The organism is Longimicrobiales bacterium, assembly GCA_035764935.1.
Classification (GTDB): domain Bacteria; phylum Gemmatimonadota; class Gemmatimonadetes; order Longimicrobiales; family RSA9; genus DASTYK01.
Map to the genome: position 1 here is coordinate 1 of DASTYK010000131.1, position 22485 is coordinate 22485.

The following is a 22485-nucleotide window of genomic DNA, read 5'->3' on the forward strand; positions in this document are numbered from 1 at the left end:
GCCCGCCTCCCCCCCGCTACGTCGTGACCTTCCCCTTCTGCTCCGCTCGCACCTGCTCCAGCCCGTTCTGCTCGAGCAGCCGGTTCAGCTCGGCCAGGTCGGTCGCGATGATGAGGTTGAGCGCATTCAGCTCCTCGTCGAGTCTGCCCGACAGGCTCTCGAAGACGTCATACATCTGGTCGGTCGGCCTGTACTCGCCGCGCTCGATGAGGCCGAGCAGTGAGGCGAGCTTGTTGTTGAGCATGATCGGGTAGTTGAGCGGGTCCTGGTTGCTCTGGTTGCGCACCTGGTAGATCCGCCCTTCCACGTCCGACATCTTCGTCTTGACGCGCTGCCCCACCTGCTCGATCTGCTGGACGTCGGTCTTCGCGAGCCGGTCGTCGACCTGGGCCTTGACGTCGCGGCTCAGGATGACCGCTTCGTTGGCCTCGCTGACGCGCTGCAGCACCTGCATGGCGAGCTCGTGCCGCTCACGCAGGTCGGCAACGGTGACTTCACCTGCCAGGCGCGGATCCATGCGGATCTCGAGCGGCTGGGTCTGCGTCTGGCCATTGGCGGTCAGCCGCACCTGGTAGGTGCCGGGCACCGCAGCGGGACCGCGGTTGCCTGCGGCCCACATGATCATGCCGTCGAAGTCGGTGAAGCCGGGGTAGCGCATGTCCCAGAGGAAGCGGTTGAGTCCCGCCTTCGTTGCGGGTGTCGGATCGCCGCCGCCGAACCTGCCGCCGCGCTCCTGTCCCTCGCTCGCCGTGTCACCCGCCGTACCGGTGAATGTGCGGATCACGTTGCCCTGCTCATCGAGGAACTCGAGCGTGACGGTGTCAGCGGGCTGCGACAGGTAGTAGTAGATCGACGCGCCGCGTTCGACCGCGCGCTCGGCCGGATTCGGCGGGAAGAGCGCGACCGGCGCAACCTCTCCGTTGGTGCGCGCGAGGGCGCGCAGAGGTGCGACGTCGTACATGATGTAGAAGGAGCGGCCGTGCGTCGCGATCGCGATGTCCTCGCGCGTCGACGCGATGTCGGCCACCTGCACGATCGGCATGTCCTGCTGCAGCGAACGCCAGCTCCTGCCGTTGTTGAACGAAACCCATACGCGCTTCTCGGTCCCGAGATAGAGCAGCCCCGGCTGTACGACGTCCTCGCGGATCGTCAGCGCGAAGTCGCCCTCCGGAATGCCGTTCGTGATGTCCGTCCACGTCTGCCCGTAATCCTCGGTCCTGTAGACGTACGGCTTGTAATCGCCGAGCAGCATGCGGTGGCCGGCGACGTATGCACGGGACGGCACGTGGGGCGAGATCTCGACGGTGAACACCTTGGTGAACTCGGGCATGTCCGGTGGCGTGACGTCCACCCAGTTCGCCCCACCATCGCGCGTGACCTGCACGATGCCGTCGTCGGTACCGGCCCAGAGCACGTTCGGATCGTGCGGCGACGTTGCGAGCGCGAACACCGTGGGGTACGTCTCAACACCGGTCTGGTCCCTGGTGATCGGACCGCCGGATGCTTCCATCGTGCTCGGCTCGGCACGCGTGAGATCGGGGCTGATGCGCTCCCAGCTCTGCCCCTCGTTGGTGCTCTTCCAGACGTGCTGCGACGTCGTGTACAGCGTCTTCGGCCCGCTGCGCGAGAAGACGATGGGGAACGTCCACTGTACACGTTCCTTCAGGTCCTTCGCGGACCAGCCCATCGGGTTTTCCGGCCACACGTTCACCGGCCGCTCCTGTCCGGTCGCGTAGTCGAAGCGGTCGAGCGCACCGCCGTAGCAGCCGGCGTAGAAGATGTTCACGACCTCGGGGTCGTTGCTGACGTAGCCGCTCTCGCAGCCGCCGGGCGCGTAGAAGAAGTCCTCGGTAGCCGCGAGGTGGTCCCACCCCTGCGACGGCACGCATACGGTGCTGTTGTCCTGCTGCCCGCCGCAGACATGATACGGCTCGTGGGCGGTCACGCCGATGCGGTAGAGCTGCGCGGTTGGGAAGTCCTGGTCCGTCCAGGTCTTGCCGCCATTGACGCTGACGTTGGCGCCCCCGTCATTGGCGTTGATCATCCGCTGGTTGTCGTTGCTGGCGATCCACAGGTCGTGGTTGTCGCCGTGCGGCACGCGGATCTGCGTCTCGAACGTCTTGCCTGCATCGTCGGAGCGGTAGAAGCCGGTATTCACGACGTAGACGCGGTCCGCGTCCCTGGTGTCCGCGTAGATGCGCGTGTAGTAGAAGGCGCGCTGGCGCAGCTTGCGCTCCGTGTTCATCAGCTCCCACGTCGCGCCGCCGTCATCGGAGCGGAAGACGCCGCCGCTGTCGGCCTCGATGATCGCGTACACGCGGTTCGGGTTCACGGGCGAAACCGAGACGCCGATCTTGCCGATGACCTGGTCGCGCGGCGGCAGTCCCGGATTGCGTGTCAGCTCCGTCCAGGTGGAGCCGCCGTCGGTGCTCTTGAAGAGGCCGCTGCCCGGGCCGCCACTCGACATTGCCCACGGCTTGCGATACGCATCCCACAGGGCCGCGTAGATGACGTCCGGGTTGCTCGGATCGATCGAGATGTCCACCACGCCGGTCTTTTCGTCGCGGTAGAGCACCTTCTCCCACGTGTTCCCGCCATCCCGCGAGCGGTACACGCCGCGCTCCTCGTTCTCGACGCCGTACTCGCCGAAGCCGCCGGCGAACACGATGTCGCAGTTCGTCGGGTGCACGCGCACACGCGAGAAGTTGCGGGTCTCGCGCAGTCCGATGTGCTGCCAGGTCTTGCCAGCGTCGGTCGTCTTGTAGAGCCCGTCGCCCGCCTGGATGTTGCCGCGCAGCTGGGTCTCACCGGTGCCGATGTAAACGATGTCGGGATTCGTGGGACACACGGCAATGGAGCCGACGGACGCGGAGTTGATCTGCCCGTCCGTCACGGGATCCCAGGTCGTGCCGCCGTCGCTCGTTTTCCAGAGACCGCCGCCCGTGGCACCGAAGTAGTACTCGAGCGGGCGGGCGTCGCTGCCGGCGACGGCGATCGAGCGGCCGCCACGATCCGGTCCGATGTTGCGCCACTCGAGCGCTGCGAACGGGTCCGCGTCCTGGGCCATGACGCTGGCCGGTGCGGCCAGCAGCGGAACACACAGGACCGCGAGCCTGCGCGCTCCTGCACGCGCGATGCTGCTCATTCGATATCCTCCCTCGGTGGTTTTCACGTGATGATCAGCGGGTGAACGGCAGTTGCAGCGGAGCCGTGAAGAACACGCCGCCGCCGCGCCCGCCCTCGCCGCTGCCGCCGATCCCGGCGAGCTCGCTCAGGGCGAGCACGAGGATGCCGGCGGCTCCCGCCACGGCGAGGGCCGTCCTGCCGACGGACAGCCGGCGCTGTTCCAGTGCTGCGATATGCTGCTGCGGTATGTGCAAGGTGTCGATGGACGTCCGGAACTGTGTTGCGCCGGGAAGATCGGTGCGCCACGTCGCGAAGACGAGAGCGCTGTCCTGCGCACGAACGAATGTGCCATCGACAGTCTCGCGGCTGCGCCCTGCGTTCTCGACCAGCCAGGCCGTGCCGGCAGGCGTGAGCCGCGCCCGCAGCGACTCACCGGGCGCGGGTGCCTCCCGCGTGGCCGCGTAGCCGTAGCAGCCGGTGAGCTGCAGGGAAAGCAGCACGGCTGCCACGGCACGCGTCGAGCGACCTGCGTTCATGCGATCAGCACGTTCCGTTGAAGTAGCAGTTCGCGAGGCGCTCCTCGTCGCTGATCGGGAACACCGTCCCGGGCGCCGTGGCCGCCTCCGACGCCTCGACCCACGTCGGTGAATCGATGTCGAATCGGTACAGGTCGGCAAGCCGGCGCATCGGCTGCAGGAACAGGTTCGCGAAACGTGTGTGGATCAGCATATCACGGGGCGCGATCGCGTGCACGTTCGGATCATAGGGTGTCAGCTCCTCGAGGGCACGCACCGCGTTGATCTGGGTGACGAAATCGTCCGTGAGTCCCTGCTGCAGCGCGGACTCTGCCAGGATCAGGCGCAGCTCACGCGCGCCGATCACGGTCTGGGGCGAGTACTGAATGCCCTCGATGAACTCGTAGACGAAGCGCCGCAGTGCAGGGTCGGGGACCGCGTCGATCGGGTCTTCGTAGAGGATGCCCTCCTCCGGGCACGCCGGATTGAACGGAGAGCAGATCTTCTTGCCCGAAGCGTCCGCCTGCGCATAGGCGGCTCCGACGATCATCTCGTTGCGGTCATTGATCCAGGCGGCCGCGATGTTGTCGGTGGTTGTCGGACTGAAGCTGAAGGTGAAGCGCCAGTCGGCCGGCGCCAGCGCCAGCGCCTGGTTCGCCGCCGCGTCGGCCGCGGCCACACTGATCAGCGGCTGCGCCGGCGTGGTCCCGCCGCTCAGCATCTGCCAGAGCGCCCTGGCGTAGTGCGCACGGGCGGTGAGCGCGATCGCAGCCAGGCGCACGTCCGTGGCAGCAGCCGCGTTCGCGATGCCTTCGGCCTCGGCGAACAGCGCGATCGCCTGATCGTAGAGCGTGTGCATGTTCGCCGGCCCGATCGGCGGCGCGGCCTCCCGCTTGCTGGACAGCGCGAAATCCTCGTAGCTGTCCGCGATGAGCAGGTAGTTGATGCCGAGGTACAGTGCCGAGCGCGCGAGCAGCATCCGGTTCGGCAGCTTGCCCTCGCCCTCGAACTGCGTCGTCAGCCGGTACGCCTCCGCGGACATCCAGCGGGCGCGCGCGACGTCGTTGAAGCCCTCCTTGGTGAAGTCGTTCGCCGTGTTGTTGAGGGCGCCACGCTCGAGCTCGCCGGCCGCGTCCCACGAGCCGGCCCAGTCGTACTCGTCGGTGAGCGTGACGTGTGCGCGCGTGATCGTGGTGTAGGCCTCGGCCGTCGTCGCGAGCGCACCATTCACCAGTGCGGCGACCGAGCCGGGATCCTGCAGGTCGCTCTCGCCCACGTTGTTCGGGTTGTCGACGTCCAGCATGTCGTCGCACGCCGCGGCGCCGATCACGGCGGCCGCGAGGGCGAGGACGCGGGCGCGGCGCCCGATCGTGCAGAGCTTCGCGTATGCGTTCATGTTCGCCTCCTCAGAAGCCGACGCGGGCGGAGAGCGTGAAGCGGCGCGGAATGCCCGGCCGCCATCCATCGGTGCCGTAGATGTACTGGTCGACGCCGTTCTGGTTGGGCGCGATCACGTTATTCTCGGGATCGATACCCGTGTAGCCGGTCCAGAGCGCCAGGTTGCGCACGGAGCCGGTCAGCGACATGTGGTCGATGCCGAGCCCCTCGACAAAGCCGGTCGGCACGTCCCACGTCAGGCTCAGCTCGCGCCAGCGGACGTAGTCGCCCTTTTCGACGGCGTTCATGCCCGCATACGGGGCCAGACCGCCGCCGTGCTTCATGACATACTCGCGCGCGGCCTCGAGGCGCTGCTCGGCCGTGCTGGCGGGGTTCACCATCACCGCCTCCAGTGCTGCGACCTCCGGCGTGTTGCGACCGAGCAGCGAGTGATTGGAGCGGAACTCGTGCGACAGGTTGTGCACGGAGAAGTCACCGGCCTTGAATTCGAACATCGTGTTCAGCCGGAAGTTGCGCAGGAACGAGATGTCGGCGCCGAAGGAACCCGTCCAGTCGGGCAACGGCTTGCCGAGGTAGTGGTCGACCAGGTCTCCATCGCCGTCCTCGTCGATCACTGCGACACGGAACGCGTCCGGCGTGCGGGGCTGGCTGAAGAACGCGAGGAGATCCGCTTCCGACTCGGCGTTGTGGTCACCGCTGACGCTGATCGGATACGCATCGTTCGCGCGGATCGCGCCGAAGAACGCACCCGGCGCGTAGCCTTCCTTGATCCATGTCAGGTAGCGGAAGTAGCCGACCTTGAGGTCCGGCGCGCCGCCCATGTCCGTGACCTCGCGCGACAGGTACGCCGCGTTGGCGAACAGGTTGATCGCGACGTTGTCGCGTGTCAGCGCCGCGGCGTTCAGCCCGATCTCGAAGCCGTTCGCCTTGATCTCGCCGATGTTGTCGAGCTGCGTGCTCAGGAAGCCGCCCGTCGGCGCGAACTGCCGGTTCACCAGCACGTCGCTGGTCACGCGGTTCCAGTACGTCATGTTCAGCCCCAGCCGGTTGTCGAAGAACCCGACCTCGCCGCCGACTTCCAGCTCGGTGGAGACCTCCGGCTTCAGGTCGTCATTGCCCAGGTTGTCCGGTGAGACGCCCGGCCCCTCCGACGAGGAGAGCGGGCCGAACGTGGTGAACTTGTCGAACGCACCCGGCTGCAGCCCCGATTTGCCGAGCGCGGCTCGCAGCCGCAGCGTGCTGACGAGCGGCAGCGAGAACCCGTCCATGTCGCTCGGGACGAAGGAAACCGACGCTTTCGGGTAGAGCGCGCCGCCCGCACTTTCGCCGAATGCGGAGTGCCGGTCGAAACGGGCGCCGACCGTGGCGAACAGCCAGTCGCGGAAACCGACCTGCTCCTGGGCGTAGACGCCCGCGTTCACTGTCTTCAGAACGAACTCGTCAACGCTCTGGTTCGCGCCCGCGCCCGTGACCTCGAGGCCCGGAGCAGGGAACTTGTCGCCGCTGTTGTCCGACGTGTGCCGGTCGCTGATCAGCAGCTGCGCGCCCGCGACGAACGCGGATGACCAGGTGTCGTTCAGCTCGTGGTTCCAGCTCGCCTTGCCGTCGAACGTCAGGTCCCGCTTCTGGATGTCGCGCACGAAGCGCTGTCCCTGCACGTCCGTGCTCGATACGCCGCTGACGTTCCAGCCATAGGGGCGGAAGTTCTCGTAGAGCGTGCTCGTCACGTCGATGCCGAACGTCCCTTCGATCGCGAAGTCCGCGATCGGCGTGAACGTCGTCGTCAGACCGCCGCCGAACCGGCGCACGTTCTCACGACGCAGGATCGCCATCGTCTCGGGGATGGTGGAGAATGCGAAGGCGCCCGTCGGGTTGCCCGCGGGATAGTCGCCGGCGGGCCCCCGTGCGAGCTCCGGCTTCGACATAATCGCCAGCGAGAACGCGCCGTTCGTGTCGTTGCCGTTCGACGGAATGGAGTGGAAGCCGTCCGTGTAATTCGTCGTCAGGCGCATGCGCAGGTTCTCGATGGGGTAGATCGAGAGCGTCGCATTCGCCTGCTTCTTCTCGTCCAGGTCACGCTCCGCCTCGAACGGTGCCGGCACCTGGTCGGTTCCTCCGAACGGGCCGTCCTCCTTCGCATAGCGACCGGATACGAAGTAGCTGATCGCATCGGATCCACCGCTCACGGACAGCGCGTGACTCTGGAAGTTGCCCGTCTCGAAGACGAAGGGCGTAAGCGGTGTCGTGAACACCTCGTACGGCTGGATGTTCTGTCCCCAGAATTCACTCAGGCGCGCAGCCGCCGTGTCCGAGCGGGCAAAGCCGGCAAGCGGCAGGTAGCGCGAGTCCGGCTGCGAGGAGAAGCCCCACTCCGTCTGCAGCTCCCAGCGCGGCGCGCCCGCATGGCCATTCTTGGTGAAGATCTGGATGACGCCGTTCGACGCTTCCGTGCCGTACAGCGTCGCAGCCGCGGCGCCCTTCAGCACCTCGATGCGCGCGATCGCCTCCGGGTTGATGTCGTTCAGACGTGATGCTGCGCCGACACCCCCCTGACCGCCCTCGGAGTTGATCCGCACGCCGTCGACGTAGATGATCGGCTGGTTCGCCTGCGAGAGTGACGCGCCGCCGCGAATCAGGATGTTCGCACCCTCGCCCGCCATGCCACCGGTCTGCTGCACGACCACACCGGGCTCGCGCCCCTGCAGCACTTCCGCCATGCTGGCCGTCGGCGCATCCTCCAGCCGGTCCATGTTGATCGTCGCAACCGTGTTGCCGAGTCGCTTCTTCTCGACCGCCTGACCCGCACCCGTGACCACGACCTCGTCCAGCGCAATCGCCGATTCGCTCAGCTGCAGGTTGATCGTGACCGATTCACCCGCCCCGAGCGTGACCGACCGCTCCGATGTGCTCCAGCCGATCAGCTGGACGCGCAGCGTGTGCGTACCGGGAGCAACGTTCAGGAGGAGAAAGCTGCCGCTCTCGTTCGTGAGCGTGCCGATCCCGGTCCCCGGAATGAAGACCTGCGCACCGACCAGGGGCCGGCCGTGCTCCGACGAGACCGTGCCCGCGATCCGGGCATTCTCCTGCGCCGCGGCCCCGAGTGGCACGAGCAGGAACAGCAGCACGAACGTGATGCGGTTGAATCGGGCGTGCATTCTCACCTCCGGGTGCACCGGTTGGACAGAGTGTGCCCTGCACGGCGCTGCCACGCGGACAGCGCCCTTCGTAAATCCGTCAATGCTGCGCTTGAGGCGGTCCGGCGTCGGGCCGCGGAGTACGGCTATGGTAGGCCGGGTGTATCCCGGCGCAGAACACCGCCGGCTATTGCGCGTCCCGGCGGTGCAGGCAGTAAACGGCGCGGGGCCGTTTCTTTCGTCGTTGTGGCAGGAATCGACGAGCAGTGTACGAGTCGACAGGTTTCCGTGTCAAGCTGCAGCCGCCGGCATGGATCTGGCCGATGCTATGCAGCGTGGCCGCCCGCGCAACCCGGCCGCACAAGCCAACACCCGAAGCGGACTGAAGGAGGACGTCGTGCATACCGAACACCTGCAGAACGTGCGAACGCTGCCTGCGCTCGGAGGATGGCTGGTGGCAATCGGTGCGACGTCCCTGCTCGTATTCGTCTTCATCGCGAGCGGGCTCCTGGGCGAGGGACACGGCGAAGAGCTCTGGGTGAGCGTTGCCCTGATCGCCGGCTTCTGGGCAGGCGGCTACTTCGCCGGCTTCCGCGCCATGCAGGCGCCCATCCTCCATGGCATCGCGCTCGGTCTCACGTCCATTCTTGTCTGGTTCCTGCTCAACCTGCTCGCGTCCCTGTTCTTTCCGACGTTCCGCTGGGAAGGTCTCACCCCCGAGCTGACCGCCGGGCTCCTGGTCGCGCACATCGTCGCGTCAGTCGTGGGGGCACTCATGGGCTACAACATGGCGCTGCGGGGTCGGCCGAGCCTGGAAGAACATCCGCCCGAGGGCGTGGAGCCGCAGCGGGAAGCGTAGCACCGGCGCCTCGTCTCCGTCTCCGTCTCCGTCTCCGTCTCCGGCGACAGGCGCGTGCGCGCGTTGCCGGGATGCGCAAAATGCGCTCGTGCCGTGACGTCGATCTGGTTGTGAGCAGGGACGATGACGTGGGCGGGCGTGCTGGTGTCGTTGATCCAACCTCTGTTCCCGGCTAGCTTTTCGCGGGCCGGTAGCTCAGTGGTAGAGCAGGGGCCTTTTAAGCCCAGGGTCGTGGGTTCGATCCCCACCCGGCCCACTGAGAAAAATTCGACAGTCCGACAGGTCCCGCCCGCGTGGGGCAGGCAGGCCGTCCGCCGCGGAGCACGAGCACGCCCGTTGGGTGCACGCAGCAGCCTGGGCGAAGCGTGCTTTGGCGCACTCCGCTGGGCCGCGCCGGCAAGCCTGCTGGGAATCGTCCAGCCAATGTTGCTTGCGTCCGGCTTCGGTCGAATGAGAGCAACGTTGCCTTCGATTATCCAAGCCAATGTTGCTTGCGTCCGGCTCCGGGCGAATGCGTGCAACGTTGCCTTCGATTATCCAAGCCAATCTTGCTTGCGTCCGGCCCCGGGCGAATGCGTGCAACGTTGCCTTTGATTATCGACGCCGATGCTGTTCGCGTCCCGGCGAAGGCCAGCGAGTCCAACGTTGCCTGTGAAGGCCTCTCCGCCGTGCACGATTTCGTTGGCACGCATGCACCCCCACTCCCCCACCACCTTTTCCGTCTGGCCCGTTGCCTGCAACCTGTCGGCGGCTCACGTGCGCCGCGCGGGCGGCGGAGATGCGGGCAGCGCAGCCGGGAGAGGCGATGAAGAGCGATCAACGGACAATCAGGACACGGGCAGCGCAGCCGACGGGGCAGCGATGACCAGCGATGAGGGCAGGATCGATGGAGCAGGGCTGGTTGCGAACGTACGGTATGCGCTGGACGCACTGGTTCAGCTGACGGAGCGGCACTCGCGAGAGTTTCGCGCCTCCGTGCTGCTGGTATCAGCCGACGGGCGGCTGCTGGATTGTGCGGGCCCGCGTCTGCCACTGGAGTACCGTCGGGCAATCCACGGCCAGAAGGTCGGGGAAGGAGCGGGCTCGTGCGGCACTGCGGCGTTCCGCGGAGAGCGCGTGATCGTGGGCGACATCGCGCGGGATCCGCTCTGGGCCGACTTTCGCGACATCGCGCTGGCAAACGGGCTGCGCGCCTGCTGGTCGCAGCCGATCAGATCCAGTACCGGCGAGGTGCTGGGGACGTTCGCGCTGTACTACGATGCGCCGCGGCTGCCCGACGCCGAGGAGATCCGGCTGATCGAGACGGCCGCGGCGCGCGCCGCCGTGATGCTCGAGCAGGCGCGCCGCGGCGCGAGTGCGGAAGCGCTCGTGGAGGAGCTGCGTTCCGGTTAGGTCTCGCTCAGCCCACCGCTTCCCGCCCGGCTGCCACGATGGAGCTGCGTAGCGTTCAGGTCTCGCTCAGCCCACCGCTTCCCGCACGGCTGCCACGATGCGGGACTCCAGCTGTCCCAGGCTCGAGCAGCGCGCGTTGCCGGATGTGCCGCCGGTGTTCTGCCCGATCGCTTCGACTCGTGTGAGCAGCGTGCTGCCGCCCTCACCCAGCGGCTCGACCTGCGTGGCGATCGACAGGTGGATCCGGTACGAGTCGGCGTAGAGTCCGGCCGGCCCGCGCCCGCAATCGAAGTAGGAAGACATCCGCACTCCGCCGAGCCGGCGTGAAACGACGTGCGGCTGGACCACGGCCAGTCGGTTCTGCGCATCGATCTCCGGGACCGGCAACCCGACGCTCGCGAATGCGGCCGGCAGCACCTCGAGGACCTCTGCCGGCGTCGCGTCCACGCTGTTGCGGGCGACGTAGTCCTCGCGTGTCAGGCGCATCTCTCCCGCCACCGTGCCGTCGGCGCTCGAGATGGTGACGACGTCCTCCACCGGCGAGCGGGGTGCAAGGCCCGGCTCACGCGCTCCGCATCCCGCCACGACCAGCATCAGTACTGCGACGGACCACGTTCTCATCAGGCCTCCTCGTTCATGGCGCGCGCCGCTTCGATCACCTCGAGGACGGACACGGCATCCTGCGGGTCAACAGGCACGGGCGCACCGGCGCGCACGGCTGCGACCAGCTCTTCATAGAAGGTAATCCACCGACCATGCTCCGTAGCAACCGGAACGTTGTCGGTATCCGCGCCCAGCCGTCCCCATGCATTCTCCGACTCGGCACTCCAGCCGGGGTGCGGTCGTTCCCCCGCACGCAGCCGCGCCTCCTGCACGTCCACCCCCCACTTCGTGAACGCGGCCTGCATTCCGAGCACGCGGAAGCGCGGGCCGGCCTGCGCGGCCAGCTCGCTCATCCACAGGTGAGAACGCACACCCGACGCGTGTCGTAACGCGACGAACGTGTCCGCGTCCACTGCAGCATCCTCGCTGCGGCCGACGAGCTCGGCGTAAACGCCGCTGACCGGGCCGAACAGCATCAGCGCCTGGTCGATCAGGTGCGCGCCCAGGTCGTACAGGAGACCGCCCGCATCACCTGGTGCCGCAGACTGTCGCCAGCCGGGCTTGGGCTCCGGCCGCCACCTCTCGAAGCGCGACTCGAACCGCAACACCCGGCCGAGCCGCCCCTCATCGAGCAGCCCGCGAACCGTGAGGAAGTCACCGTCCCAGCGCCGGTTCTGAAACACAGTCAGGATGCGGTCACGGCTCGCCGCCCGCTCCACCAGCGCCCGTGCCGTCGCGGAATCCGCCGCCAGGGGCTTGTCTACCACGACGTGCAGTCCTGCGTCCAGCGCCGCCGTCGCAAGCGGCGCGTGTGTTCGGTTCGGCGCTGCGACTACAACCAGCTCGAGGTCCCCCGACGACCAGAGCGACTCCACCGTCTCCACCACGCGGACGCCCGGATGTTCGGCCCCAGCCTGGGCGGCACGCGTCGCATCCCTCGTCACGACCGCAACGAGCCGCAGACCCGGCACGGCCGCGATCAGCGGCGCATGAAAATGCCGGCCCGCCAACCCGTAGCCGATCAGGCCGACGCGTATGGCCTCGTCGCCGGGGGTGCGGTTGTAACGAAATGCTTGCATTCCCTGACCTAACATTGTAAACGTTTCCATCGCCAGTACGGCCCGCGCCCGCCAGCAGCTGTCCACACCGGGAGCCGGCAGGCGAAGCATGTCCGCACGGGCGGCAGGGCGGGGCGGCGTGGCAGGTTCAGCTTGCCAGGGTATGCCCGCCCGGGTGGCGGGTGGCCTGACAGGGACCTCGGCCTGATGGCATGCCGCGGCCGCCTCGCAGAGCCGCATGGCAGGGCCGCAGGGCACGGCGGAGCAGGGCGTTCACGGCAGGCGCAGCGCAGGACTTCAGCCAGAAGGTCGAGATGCGGGCGACGATCCGGGACGTGGCGCGGGAGGCGAACGTGTCGATAGCCACGGTCTCGCGCGTGCTCAACGAGAGCGGACCGGTGAGGCAGGCGACGCGCGAGCGGGTGCTGGCGGCGGCGACGCGGCTGCGCTACTCGCCCAGCAGCGCGGCGCGCAGCCTGATCACGCGGCAGACCAAGACGCTGGGCGTGCTGCTGCCGGATCTCTACGGCGAGTTCTTCTCGGAGCTGATTCGCGGCATCGACCGGGTGGCGCGCGAAGCGGGCTACCACATCCTCGTTTCCACCTCACACAACCAGCGGCCGGAGGTAGAAGCAGCGCTGCAAGCGATGCGCGGGCGCGTGGACGGGCTGATCGTGATGGCCCCCGATCGCGACGTGGACGAGCTTGCGGCGCTGCTGGCCAGGCCGCTGCCGACGGTGCTGCTGAACCAGCGCACAGTGGACGGCGGTCCGCTGAACCGGATCAACATCGACAACGAGGGTGGTGCGCGCGCCCTGGTGGCGCACCTGATCCGTTCGGGTCACCGGCGGATCGCACTGATCGGCGGCCCGCCGGCGAACCTCGACGCGGATGCGCGGCGTCGCGGGTACCGTGCGGCGCTCGCTGCGGCGGGCCTGTCCGCGGATCCGGAACTGGAGGTGACGGGGGAGTTCACGGAAGCCGGCGGCCACGAGGCCGCGCAGCTATTGCTGCGCCTGGAGGAGCGACCGACCGCGGTGTTCGCCGCAAACGACGCCATGGCGATCGGCGCGCTGCACGCGTTCGTCGAGGCAGGGTTGTCGATCCCCACGGACATCTCGCTGGCCGGCTTCGACGACATCCCGATGGCGCGCTACCTCCGTCCGTCCCTCACCTCGGTGCGCGTTCCTATTCAGGAGCTGGGCAGTCGTGCGACGGCGCGACTGCTCGACCTGCTCGCGCACGCAGCGGACGACAGTGCGTGGGACGTGGTGCTCCCGACGGAGCTGGTCGTGCGCGCCTCGAGTGGTGCGCCGCGGTCGAGGAAAGATGCAGTTCGTGTCTGAGCGCAGCATGCGACTTCGTCCGTTCCTGCTTCTGCTTGCGGCGGGCTGTGCGTCACCCGGCTCTGCCCTTCCGTCGCCCTCGTCGGATCCCGCGCCATCCTCCGCTGCTGCTGCTGCTGCTGCTGCTGTTGTTCCCGATCATCGTCCCGACCTCCGTGCACGCCATCGACTGGAGGCTCCCCGACGCGAGCAGTTCGTCGACTCGATCCTTGCGCTGATGACGCTGGAGGAGAAGCTCGGGCAGCTGAACCAGCCGGGTGGTCCCGGTGCGGACACCGGTCCGGCGCAGCGTGCCGGCAGCGAGGCGGACGTGCGGGGAGGACACGTCGGCTCGTTCCTGGGCGTGCATGGCGCGGCGAACACGCGCAGCCTGCAGCGGATTGCAGTCGAGGAGACGCGACTCGGCATACCGCTCCTGTTCGCGCACGACGTCATTCACGGATTCCGCACGATCTTCCCGGTCCCGCTGGCGGAGGCGGCGAGCTTCGATCCGGAGGCGGTCGAGCGCGCCTCGCGCATCGCCGCGATCGAGGCGTCTGCGCACGGTGTCACGTGGACCTACGCGCCGATGGTCGACATCGCGCGCGACCCGAGGTGGGGACGGATCGTGGAAGGTGCGGGTGAGGACCCCTACCTCGGCAGTGCCATGGCCGCAGCGCGCGTGCGCGGCTTCCAGGGCTCGGACCTGGCCGCCGACAACACCATCCTTGCCACGGCGAAGCACTTCGTCGCCTACGGTGCCGCGGAAGGCGGGCGCGACTACGACGCTGCAGACGTCCCGGAGCGCACGCTCCGCGAGATCTACCTGCCTCCGTTCCACGCCGCTGTCGACGCCGGCGTCGGGTCCGTCATGGCGGCGTTCAACGAAGTCGCTGGCGTGCCGATGCATGCGCACGACGGCCTGATCGACGGACTGCTGCGCGAGGAGTGGGGCTGGGACGGCATTCTCGTCAGCGACTACACCGGCATCATGGAGCTGCTGAATCACCGCGTGGCGGCGGACAGCGCTGCGGCGGGCGCGCTCGGGCTCCGTGCGGGTGTGGATGTCGACATGATCAGCCGCATCTACCTGCGTCATGGTCCGTCGCTTGTAGCCGAGGGACACGTCGAGGAGGGCGTCATCGACGACGCCGTGCGCCGCGTGCTGCGCGCGAAGTACGATCTCGGTCTGTTCGAGGATCCCTATCGGTATGCGGATCCGGCGCGGACCGATTCGCTCACGATGCGCCCGGAGTTCCTGCAGCACGCGCGCGAGCTCGCCCGCAAGTCGATCGTGCTGCTCCAGAACGATCCGGTGAACGGCACGCCGCTGCTGCCGTTGCGCAGGGACGTGCCCACGATCGCCGTGATCGGGTCGCTGGCCGCGGACTCCGGCTCGGCACTCGGCTCCTGGGCCGCACTGGGCAGGCCGCAGGACGCGGTGCCGATCCTGGACGGCATCCGCGCCGCCGTGTCACCCGACACCGAGCTGCTGTACGCACCGGGTGCACCGGTCGACAGCGTCGACCGTAGCGGCTTCGAGGAGGCGATCCGCATCGCGCGCGCGGCGGACGTCGTCGTGCTGGTGGTGGGTGAGCACCGCGACATGAGCGCCGAGGCTCGCAATCGCGCCGACATCGGATTGCCCGGTGTGCAGCAGGAGCTGGTCGAGGCGGTGTACGCGACCGGCACACCGGTGGTCACCGTGCTGACCAACGGCAGGCCGCTCGCGATCCCGTGGCTGGCGGAGAACGCGCCAGCCATCCTGGAGACGTGGTATCTCGGCGTGCAGATGGGACCGGCCGTCGCGGACGTGCTGTTCGGTGACTACAACCCGGCAGGTCGGCTGCCCGTCACCTTCCCGCGCACCACCGGGCAAGTCCCCATCTACTACAACCACAAGAGCACCGGGCGTCCTCCTGCGGAAGACCGTTACACGTCGAAGTACATCGACGTGCACTGGACGCCACAGTATCCGTTCGGCCACGGTCTCAGCTATACGACGTTCGCGTACAGCGCGCCGCGCCTGTCCGCGACGTCCGTCGCGGCCGCCGACTCGCTGGTGGTGAGCGTGGAGGTGACGAACACTGGCGAGCGTGCGGGCGACGAGGTCGTGCAGCTCTACGTGCGCGACGAGGTCGCTTCCGTCACACCGGCAGTGCGCCGATTGCGCGGCTTCCGTCGCATCCGGCTGCAGCCGGGCGAGACACGCTCCGTTTCCTTTACGCTTCACCCGCGCGACCTCGCGTTCTGGAACGCGGCCATGCAGCGGGTGGTCGAGCCCGGCTGGTTCACCGTGATGCTCGGCGGCAGCTCGCAGGATGTGCAGCAGGCGCGCTTCCAGGTGACCGGTCCCGTATTCGAGCTGGGGCCGTAGCTGCTTCCTTTCTGACCGGTACGTGGGTGGGCACAGCCGCGCCGTACGCACCGTCATCACGTACTCGCAGATCCGATCCACTGCAACGCTGGTTCCGTCAACATCGAGGTGAAGGCCATGAGTGGAGAGACGACCCGAATGCAGGAGCGGCGCGGGGCAACGCGCTGCGCGGGACTGCGCGCGAAGGAGCGCGCGTGCGGCTACGGAGGTCGATGGAGCAGTATCCGAACAGCGGCCGCGGCACTGCTGTTCGCTCTCGCACCGTCTCTGGCCGCAGCCCAGGACTTTGCCGTGTCCGGACTGGTCACGTCCGCGGAGGATGGCCGGCCGCTGCCGGGTGTCGCCGTGATGGTGGACGGCACCGACATCGGCATGGTCACCGGGTCCAACGGCCGCTACCTCCTGCGCGTGCCGGACAGCAACGGCACACTCGTGTTCAGCAGCATCGGCTTTGCTGAGCAGCGCGTGCCGATCGAAGGACGCAACACGATCAACGTGTCGCTCGCGACCGAGGCGATCGCGCTGCAGGAGATCGTCGCGATCGGTTACGGCACGCAGCAGCGCCGTGATGTGACGGGCGCGGTGGCGAGTGTGTCGGGCGAGGACATCGACGACGTCGCCACACCTTCGGCGGTGCAGGCGCTGCAGGGACGGGTAGCGGGCGTGCAGGTGACGCCGCAATCCGGAGAGCCGGGCGTCGGTGCGATCGTGCGGATCCGCGGCGTCGGTACGCTCAACAATGCGTCGCCTCTCTACGTGGTCGACGGCATGCTGCTCGACGACATCAACTTCCTCAGCCCCAGCGATATCCAGTCGATCGATGTGCTGAAGGACGCATCCGCGACGGCGATTTACGGCTCGCGTGGAGCAAACGGTGTGGTGATCGTGACCACGAAGTCCGGCACCATCGAGCGGCCGACGCAGTTCGGGATCACGGCATGGGCTGGCATGCAGGAGCCCCTGCGCACGATCGACCTGGTCAACGCGCAGGAGTATGCCGTGCTCGCCAACGAGCTGGCGCAGAACTCCGGGCAGGCGGAGCCGTTCCCAAACCCCGGCTCGCTCGGCCAGGGAGTCGACTGGCAGGACCAGGTCTTCGGCAGCGCCCCGATCCAGAACTACCAGGTGAACGCGAGCGGCGGAACGGAGCGCATTACCTACTACTTCAGCGCGAACCTGATCCGTCAGGAAGGCATCATCGACCGCTCGGACTTCGATCGCCTTACTCTGCGCTTGAACAACGACTACCAGCTGACTGACGCATTCGCGATCGGTCACAACATCAGCTTCTCCTATACCGACACGCAGGATCCGCCCGGGGTGCTGAGCGCGATCTACCGTGCGGATCCCACCATTCCGGCCCGCAACGAAGACGGCTCATTCGCGGACATGAGCATCCGGTCCTCGGCGGGAAACCCCGCGGCGGTGATCGAGTTCACGAACAACGACCGCGAGCAGCGGCGGCTCGTCGGCAACGTCTTCGCCGATGTCAGCTTCCTCAACAACTTCAATCTCCGCTCCAGCTTCGGCCTGGACTACGAGGACGGCGACTTCCGTTCCTTCGTGCCCGTCTATTTTGTGTCCGCCGTGCAGCAGAACGTGGACTCGGACCTGAACGTCCGCTTCGACAACCGGAACAGCTGGCTCTGGGAGAACACGCTCAACTACAACTGGGCCAGTCAGAACCACCGGGTGAACGCGCTTGCAGGGATCACGGCGCAATCCTTCTTCTCGGAGAACATCGGCGGCTCCCGGATCAACCTGGCCGGTGAGGATCCGAGCCTCTGGTTCCTCAACGCAGGTGACGCAGCCGGACAGACCAACTTCAACGCCGCGGAAGACTGGCGCATGCTGTCCTACCTCTTCCGCACGAACTACACGCTGCTTGACCGGTACCTGTTCACCGGGTCGCTGCGCATAGACGGCTCTTCGCGGTTCGGCGAAGACAACCGCTACGGGTACTTCCCATCCTTTGCAGTTGGCTGGAACATGGACCAGGAAGCGTTCATGCAGGACGTCGACTGGGTTTCGGCGCTCAAGTTGCGCGCGAGCTGGGGACAGATCGGTAACGACAAGATCGGGCCCTACCCGGCGGTCGCGACCGTGACCGGCAACCTGAACGCGGTGTTCGGAGACGACGAGGATCTGAACTTCGGCGCAACGCCGGTCCGCCTCGCGAACCCGGAGGTGAAGTGGGAGCGGACCACGCAGTTCAACATCGGCGCGGACATGGCCCTCTTCCAGGGCCGTCTGGGCGCCACGCTCGACTACTATACGCGCACCACCGACGACATTCTGATCGACGTGCCGATCCCGCGCTACATCGGCGCGCAGGGACAACCATTCGTCAACGCCGCCGAGGTGAAGAACTCCGGCTTCGAGGCGAGCCTTACCTGGGCCCTGCAGCGCGACAACTGGGGCTACGAGATCGGTGTGAACGGGGCGACCGTCAACAACGAGGTGCTCGCGCTGGCCGAGGGCCGCTCGGAGATCTTCGGTGGCGGCCTCGGCAACGAAACCGGCTTCACCACGAAAACGGTCGTCGGGGAGCCGATCGGCTCGTTCTTCGGGTTCCGCACCGACGGCGTCTTCCAGAACGAGGCGGAGCTCGCGGCCGGCCCACTGCGCGGTACTGAATCCATTGGTGATCTGCGCTTCGTCGATACGAATGGCGACGGCCAGATCAACAATGAGGACATGACGTTCCTGGGCTCGCCGATCCCTGATCTCACGTACGGCATGTTCGCGCGCTTCAACTACGGCGCGTTCGACTTCTCTGCCCAGTTCTCCGGGGTGACGGGCAACGAGGTGTTCAACGGCAAGAAGGCGGTGCGCTTCGGCATCGAGAACTTCGAGCGTTCCTATCTCGACCGCTGGCACGGCGAGGGAACGAGCAACACGGAGCCGCGTGTGACCAACGCCGGTCACAACTACGTGGCGTCCGACCGCTTCATCGAGGATGGCTCGTACTTCAAGCTGCAGAATGCCCAGCTCGGGGTGCGGCTGCCATCGAGGGTGATCCGTGCCCTCCCGATCGATGGTGCGCGGCTCTACGTGAACGGCACGAACCTGTTCATGATCACCGATTACAGCGGCTACACGCCCGAGCTACCGGCGGACAACGTCATCTCGAGCGGGATCGACTTCTTCGGGGGCGTTTATCCCCCGGCCCGCACGCTGACCATCGGTCTCGACGTCACGTTCTGAGCGACTGAATCCAGGGAGTTCGAACCATGAGCAAGAGAACGAAGAGCTGGGCAGTCGCGACGATGGTTGGGCTCGCTGTGCTGGGCACCAGCGCATGCGACGACTTCCTCGCGACCGAACCCAAGGCAGAGCTGACTACCGGCAACTTCTTCCAGACCGAATCGCAGGCGATCGCGGCGACCAACGCGACGTATCACATGCTCCGCGAATGGCCGGTGCATGTTTTCGCGTGGCTCGGTATGACGGACATGGCGTCTGATGATGCGACCAAGGGGAGCACGCCCAACGATGCGGCGTTCCTGTCGGATTTCGAGAATCTCAGCTGGACGTCGGGCAACGGCGCGTTCCTCGATACATGGACCGGCTACTACCAGGGGATCTACCGTGCGAACATCGCCATCAACGGGATCCCGCAGGTCACGGGTGACGCGCAGCTCAAGCAGCGGCTGATCGGCGAGAACAAGTTCCTGCGCGCCTACTTCTACTTCTTCCTCGTGCGTGCGTACGGCGGCGTACCGCTCATCACCGCTCCGCTGTCGCCGAGCGAGTACCGCACCCAGGTGCGCGCGTCCGAGGCCGACATCTGGGCGCTCATCGAGCAGGACCTGACGGATGCGATCGCGGCGCTGCCGGAGAGCTACGGCGGTGACGACGTAGGTCGCGCGACCCGCGGCGCTGCCCACGCTCTCCTCGCCGAAGTCCACCTGTTCCAGGACGAGTTCGAGGACGCGTGGACGCATGCGCAGCAGGTGACCGGCTACGACCTGTTCCCCGACTACCGCACGCTGTTCACGCGCGCCGGCGAGAACTCCGTGGAGACGGTGTTCGAGGTGCAGAGCGTCGCCCTCGAGCAGCGGGGCGGCGGCTCACAGTACCAGGAAGTGCAGGGCGTGCGCGGGACACCGAACCTGGGCTGGGGCTTCAACACGCCGTCGGACAACCTGGAGGCTGCGTACGAGCCGGGTGATCCGCGCCAGCAGGCGACGATCATGTACGCCTGGGAGCTGCTGCCGGACGGATCGGGCCGGGTGGTCTATTACAACCCGCAGATGCTGAACAACCAGTACAACCAGAAGGTGTTCATCTCGCCCGAGACGCCGGGCGGGGCGGGCAACGGTGGCGTCAACATCCGCCGGATCCGCTACGCGCACGTCCTGCTGAACGCGGCGGAGGCAGCCTACCGCACGGGACGTGAGGCCGAGGCGAGGACGCTGCTGAACGAGGTGCGCGCCCGGGCCCGCGGCGACCGGGAGGTCACGCTCGGTATCCAGCCCGAGCCGCTTGCCGAGTCGATTGCCGGGAGTGTCATCGGCCTGGGAGCCGACGATTCGCGCGTGTTCGTCCGGTACGTGCCGGAGGGGTCGTCGGCGGACGCCGCCGGGCTGCAGGAGTTCACGTTCGAGTGTGCGGATGGCGCATGCGGTCAGCGGGAGATCCCGCCCGTCCGCGTGCTCAACATGGACATCATCCAGTCGGTCGCCGGCATCGACGTGCAGACGATCGACGACTACTTCGCTGCGGTCGACGCTCAGGCGCCCGGCTCGCCCGTCCAGGTCGAGGTGCTGCGCGTGACGATGGACGCGAACAACAACGTCAGCACGCAGGCTCTGACAGTGAACGTGACGGCGCAGGCATTGCTGCCGGAGGTGACCGCGTCGGGGCAGGCACTGCTGGACGCGATCTGGCACGAGCGTCGCGTCGAGCTGGCGATGGAGCAGCACCGCTGGTTCGATATCGTCCGGCAGGGACGCGCGGCGGAAGTGATGGCCGAGGCCGGCAAGGTATTCCAGACGGGCGTCCACGAGCTGTACCCGATTCCGCTGCAGGAGATCACCCTCACGGGTCTGCAGCAGAATCCCGGCTACTAGCCGGCCCTGGAAACCGGCGGTGAGCCGACAGTGCTGTCCGCAACGCGTCGACCAGGACAGGGTGGCATGTCGATCTCCGCAGGACGAATCGGCTCCCGCGCACCGGAAGATCCGGTGCGCGGGAGATTCGCGTCGACTCCCGGTATCATGAGACGAATCGCGTCCGGCAACGGAAGACACGGCTCGACCCGACGTCTGGTGCGAGCGCATGGCAGGTATTCACTCCGCCGGCCGGTCGCGGCGATGGCAGTGGTGCGCAGGATCGCATTGCTGGGGCTCGTCGCCTCGGCCGGCGTCGCCTGTGCCGCGAACGGCTCCCCCAGTGAGCCGGCAACGCCGCCCGACACCGCGTCCATGACCGACGAGGAGTTCCTCGACGATCTGCAGCGTCGCACGTTCGATTTCTTCTGGGAAACGACGAACCCGGCCAACGGAATGGTGCCGGACCGCTGGCCCACGGAGTCGTTCGCGAGCATCGCGGCCATCGGTTTCGGCCTGACTGCGTACCCCGTAGGCGCGGAGCGCGGCTGGATCAGTCGCGCACAGGCCGCCGAGCGCACGCTCAACACGCTGCGCTTCCTGTGGGACGCACCACAGGGAAACGGTGTCACGGGCATCAGCGGCTACCGGGGCTTCTTCTATCATTTCCTCGAGATGGACAGCGGCCTGCGCTTCCAGACCAACGAGCTGTCCACGATCGATACCGCCCTGCTCATGATGGGCGTGCTGTTCGCGCAGGAGTACTTCGACGGTGCGGACGCGGCGGAAACCGAGATCCGCACCCTCGCGGATTCGCTGTACCGTCGCGTCGAGTGGGACGGGTTCCTCGTGCGGCCACCGCTCATCGCCATGGCCTGGCGGCCGGAGCGCGGCTTTGGTGAATGGGACTACGAAGGCTACGACGAGGCAATGCTGCTGTACGCTCTCGCGCTCGGGTCGCCGACGCACCCGATCCCGGAGCAGGCCTGGAGCGCGTTCACCAGCACCTATCGCTGGCTGACGTTCCAGGGGCGCGAGCACGTGAACTTCGCGCCGCTGTTCGGCCACCAGTACTCGCACGTCTGGATCGATTTCCGTGGCATTCAGGACGGCTACATGCGCGGGCGTGGCATCGACTACTTCGAGAACTCCCGCCGCGCCACCCTCGCGCAGCGCGCGTACGCGATCGCCAACCCGAACGGCCGGCAGGGTTACGGCGAGAACATCTGGGGACTCACGGCGAGCGACGGCCCCGGCAACTTCAGTGCGAGCATCAACGGTCGCACGGTCGAGTTCCACGGGTACTGGGCACGCGGGGCCGCCGCGGGCGACATCCGCGACGACGGCACGATCGCACCGACTGCCGCCGGCGGGTCGGTCCCCTTCGCGCCCGAGATCGCGATCCCGGCCCTTCGTCAGATGCATCGTACCCTCGGGACCTGGCTGTATGGCGAGTACGGCTTCCGTGACTCGTTCAACCTTTCGCTGGGCGGCGTCGCCAGCACGCCGCGCGGCCGCGTCATACCCGGCATCGGCTGGTTCAACGAGGACTACCTCGGGATCGACCAGGGCCCGATCCTGCTGATGATCGAGAACCATCGCACGGGCTTCGTCTGGGACGCCATGCGCGACAACGAATACATC

13 protein-coding genes and 1 tRNA gene are annotated in these 22485 nt (G+C 67.2%); 8 read left to right on the forward strand and 6 right to left on the reverse strand.

Features of this window, described 5'->3' with window-relative positions; all coding sequences use genetic code 11:
* Positions 1-16: 16 nt before the first annotated feature.
* Genes VFU06_10565 through VFU06_10580 form a run of 4 tightly spaced genes read right to left on the reverse strand, consistent with a single transcriptional unit; the run spans position 17 to position 8194 of the window.
* Positions 17-3145, reverse strand: a complete 3129-nt coding sequence (locus tag VFU06_10565; GenBank protein ID HEU5209847.1) for a hypothetical protein — start codon at positions 3143-3145, stop codon at positions 17-19.
* A gap of 34 nt (positions 3146-3179) precedes the next feature.
* Positions 3180-3662 (reverse strand): hypothetical protein, encoded by a 483-nt coding sequence (locus tag VFU06_10570; GenBank protein HEU5209848.1) that lies wholly within the window; start codon positions 3660-3662, stop codon positions 3180-3182.
* A gap of 4 nt (positions 3663-3666) precedes the next feature.
* On the reverse strand, positions 3667-5037 hold the full coding sequence (locus VFU06_10575) for a hypothetical protein (protein HEU5209849.1): 1371 nt from the start codon (positions 5035-5037) through the stop codon (positions 3667-3669).
* Positions 5038-5047: 10 nt separating this feature from the next.
* Complete coding sequence (locus VFU06_10580) at positions 5048-8194, reverse strand: SusC/RagA family TonB-linked outer membrane protein (GenBank protein ID HEU5209850.1); 3147 nt, start codon at positions 8192-8194, stop codon at positions 5048-5050.
* 376 nt (positions 8195-8570) lie between these two features.
* Here VFU06_10580 and VFU06_10585 point away from each other — a divergent pair, with 376 nt between their 5' ends.
* The 3 genes from VFU06_10585 to VFU06_10595 all read left to right on the forward strand — a co-directional run bounded on the left by VFU06_10585 (position 8571) and on the right by VFU06_10595 (position 10424).
* Positions 8571-9032 carry a hypothetical protein gene (locus VFU06_10585; GenBank protein HEU5209851.1) on the forward strand — a complete coding sequence of 154 codons (462 nt, stop codon included), beginning with the start codon at positions 8571-8573 and terminating at the stop codon, positions 9030-9032.
* A 184-nt stretch (positions 9033-9216) separates the two neighbouring features.
* Positions 9217-9288, forward strand: a tRNA-Lys gene (locus VFU06_10590).
* Positions 9289-9893: 605 nt separating this feature from the next.
* Entirely contained in the window at positions 9894-10424 is a 531-nt protein-coding gene (locus tag VFU06_10595; GenBank protein ID HEU5209852.1) for a GAF domain-containing protein, read from the forward strand.
* A gap of 66 nt (positions 10425-10490) precedes the next feature.
* On the opposite strand, the gene VFU06_10600 is transcribed toward VFU06_10595, so the two are convergent.
* The gene (locus VFU06_10600; GenBank protein ID HEU5209853.1) at positions 10491-11045 is read right to left on the reverse strand and encodes a hypothetical protein; all 555 of its coding nucleotides are present in this window, start codon (positions 11043-11045) and stop codon (positions 10491-10493) included.
* The gene (locus VFU06_10605; protein HEU5209854.1) at positions 11045-12106 is read right to left on the reverse strand and encodes a Gfo/Idh/MocA family oxidoreductase; all 1062 of its coding nucleotides are present in this window, start codon (positions 12104-12106) and stop codon (positions 11045-11047) included. Before VFU06_10605 ends, VFU06_10600 begins: the two co-directional genes overlap by 1 nt.
* 293 nt (positions 12107-12399) lie before the next feature.
* Here VFU06_10605 and VFU06_10610 point away from each other — a divergent pair, with 293 nt between their 5' ends.
* The 5 genes from VFU06_10610 to VFU06_10630 all read left to right on the forward strand — a co-directional run.
* The gene (locus tag VFU06_10610) at positions 12400-13431 is read left to right on the forward strand and encodes a LacI family DNA-binding transcriptional regulator (protein HEU5209855.1); all 1032 of its coding nucleotides are present in this window, start codon (positions 12400-12402) and stop codon (positions 13429-13431) included.
* On the forward strand, positions 13415-15787 hold the full coding sequence (locus VFU06_10615; protein HEU5209856.1) for a glycoside hydrolase family 3 N-terminal domain-containing protein: 2373 nt from the start codon (positions 13415-13417) through the stop codon (positions 15785-15787). Before VFU06_10610 ends, VFU06_10615 begins: the two co-directional genes overlap by 17 nt.
* A 117-nt stretch (positions 15788-15904) precedes the next feature.
* Entirely contained in the window at positions 15905-18994 is a 3090-nt protein-coding gene (locus VFU06_10620; protein ID HEU5209857.1) for a TonB-dependent receptor, read from the forward strand.
* Positions 18995-19020: 26 nt separating this feature from the next.
* Complete coding sequence (locus tag VFU06_10625) at positions 19021-20862, forward strand: RagB/SusD family nutrient uptake outer membrane protein (GenBank protein HEU5209858.1); 1842 nt, start codon at positions 19021-19023, stop codon at positions 20860-20862.
* 249 nt (positions 20863-21111) lie between these two features.
* A partial coding sequence (locus tag VFU06_10630) for a glucoamylase family protein (GenBank protein ID HEU5209859.1) occupies positions 21112-22485 on the forward strand: 1374 nt, incomplete at its 3' end.

Coding starts and splice junctions, on each gene's coding strand:
- VFU06_10605 (HEU5209854.1), bottom strand. CDS start 12,106: ATGCAAGCATTTCGTTACAACCGCACCCCCGGCGACGAGGCCATACGC.
- VFU06_10595 (HEU5209852.1), top strand. CDS start 9,894: ATGACCAGCGATGAGGGCAGGATCGATGGAGCAGGGCTGGTTGCGAAC.
- VFU06_10575 (HEU5209849.1), bottom strand. CDS start 5,037: ATGAACGCATACGCGAAGCTCTGCACGATCGGGCGCCGCGCCCGCGTC.
- VFU06_10570 (HEU5209848.1), bottom strand. CDS start 3,662: ATGAACGCAGGTCGCTCGACGCGTGCCGTGGCAGCCGTGCTGCTTTCC.
- VFU06_10615 (HEU5209856.1), top strand. CDS start 13,415: ATGCAGTTCGTGTCTGAGCGCAGCATGCGACTTCGTCCGTTCCTGCTT.
- VFU06_10580 (HEU5209850.1), bottom strand. CDS start 8,194: ATGCACGCCCGATTCAACCGCATCACGTTCGTGCTGCTGTTCCTGCTC.
- VFU06_10620 (HEU5209857.1), top strand. CDS start 15,905: ATGAGTGGAGAGACGACCCGAATGCAGGAGCGGCGCGGGGCAACGCGC.
- VFU06_10565 (HEU5209847.1), bottom strand. CDS start 3,145: ATGAGCAGCATCGCGCGTGCAGGAGCGCGCAGGCTCGCGGTCCTGTGT.
- VFU06_10625 (HEU5209858.1), top strand. CDS start 19,021: ATGAGCAAGAGAACGAAGAGCTGGGCAGTCGCGACGATGGTTGGGCTC.
- VFU06_10600 (HEU5209853.1), bottom strand. CDS start 11,045: ATGAGAACGTGGTCCGTCGCAGTACTGATGCTGGTCGTGGCGGGATGC.
- VFU06_10610 (HEU5209855.1), top strand. CDS start 12,400: ATGCGGGCGACGATCCGGGACGTGGCGCGGGAGGCGAACGTGTCGATA.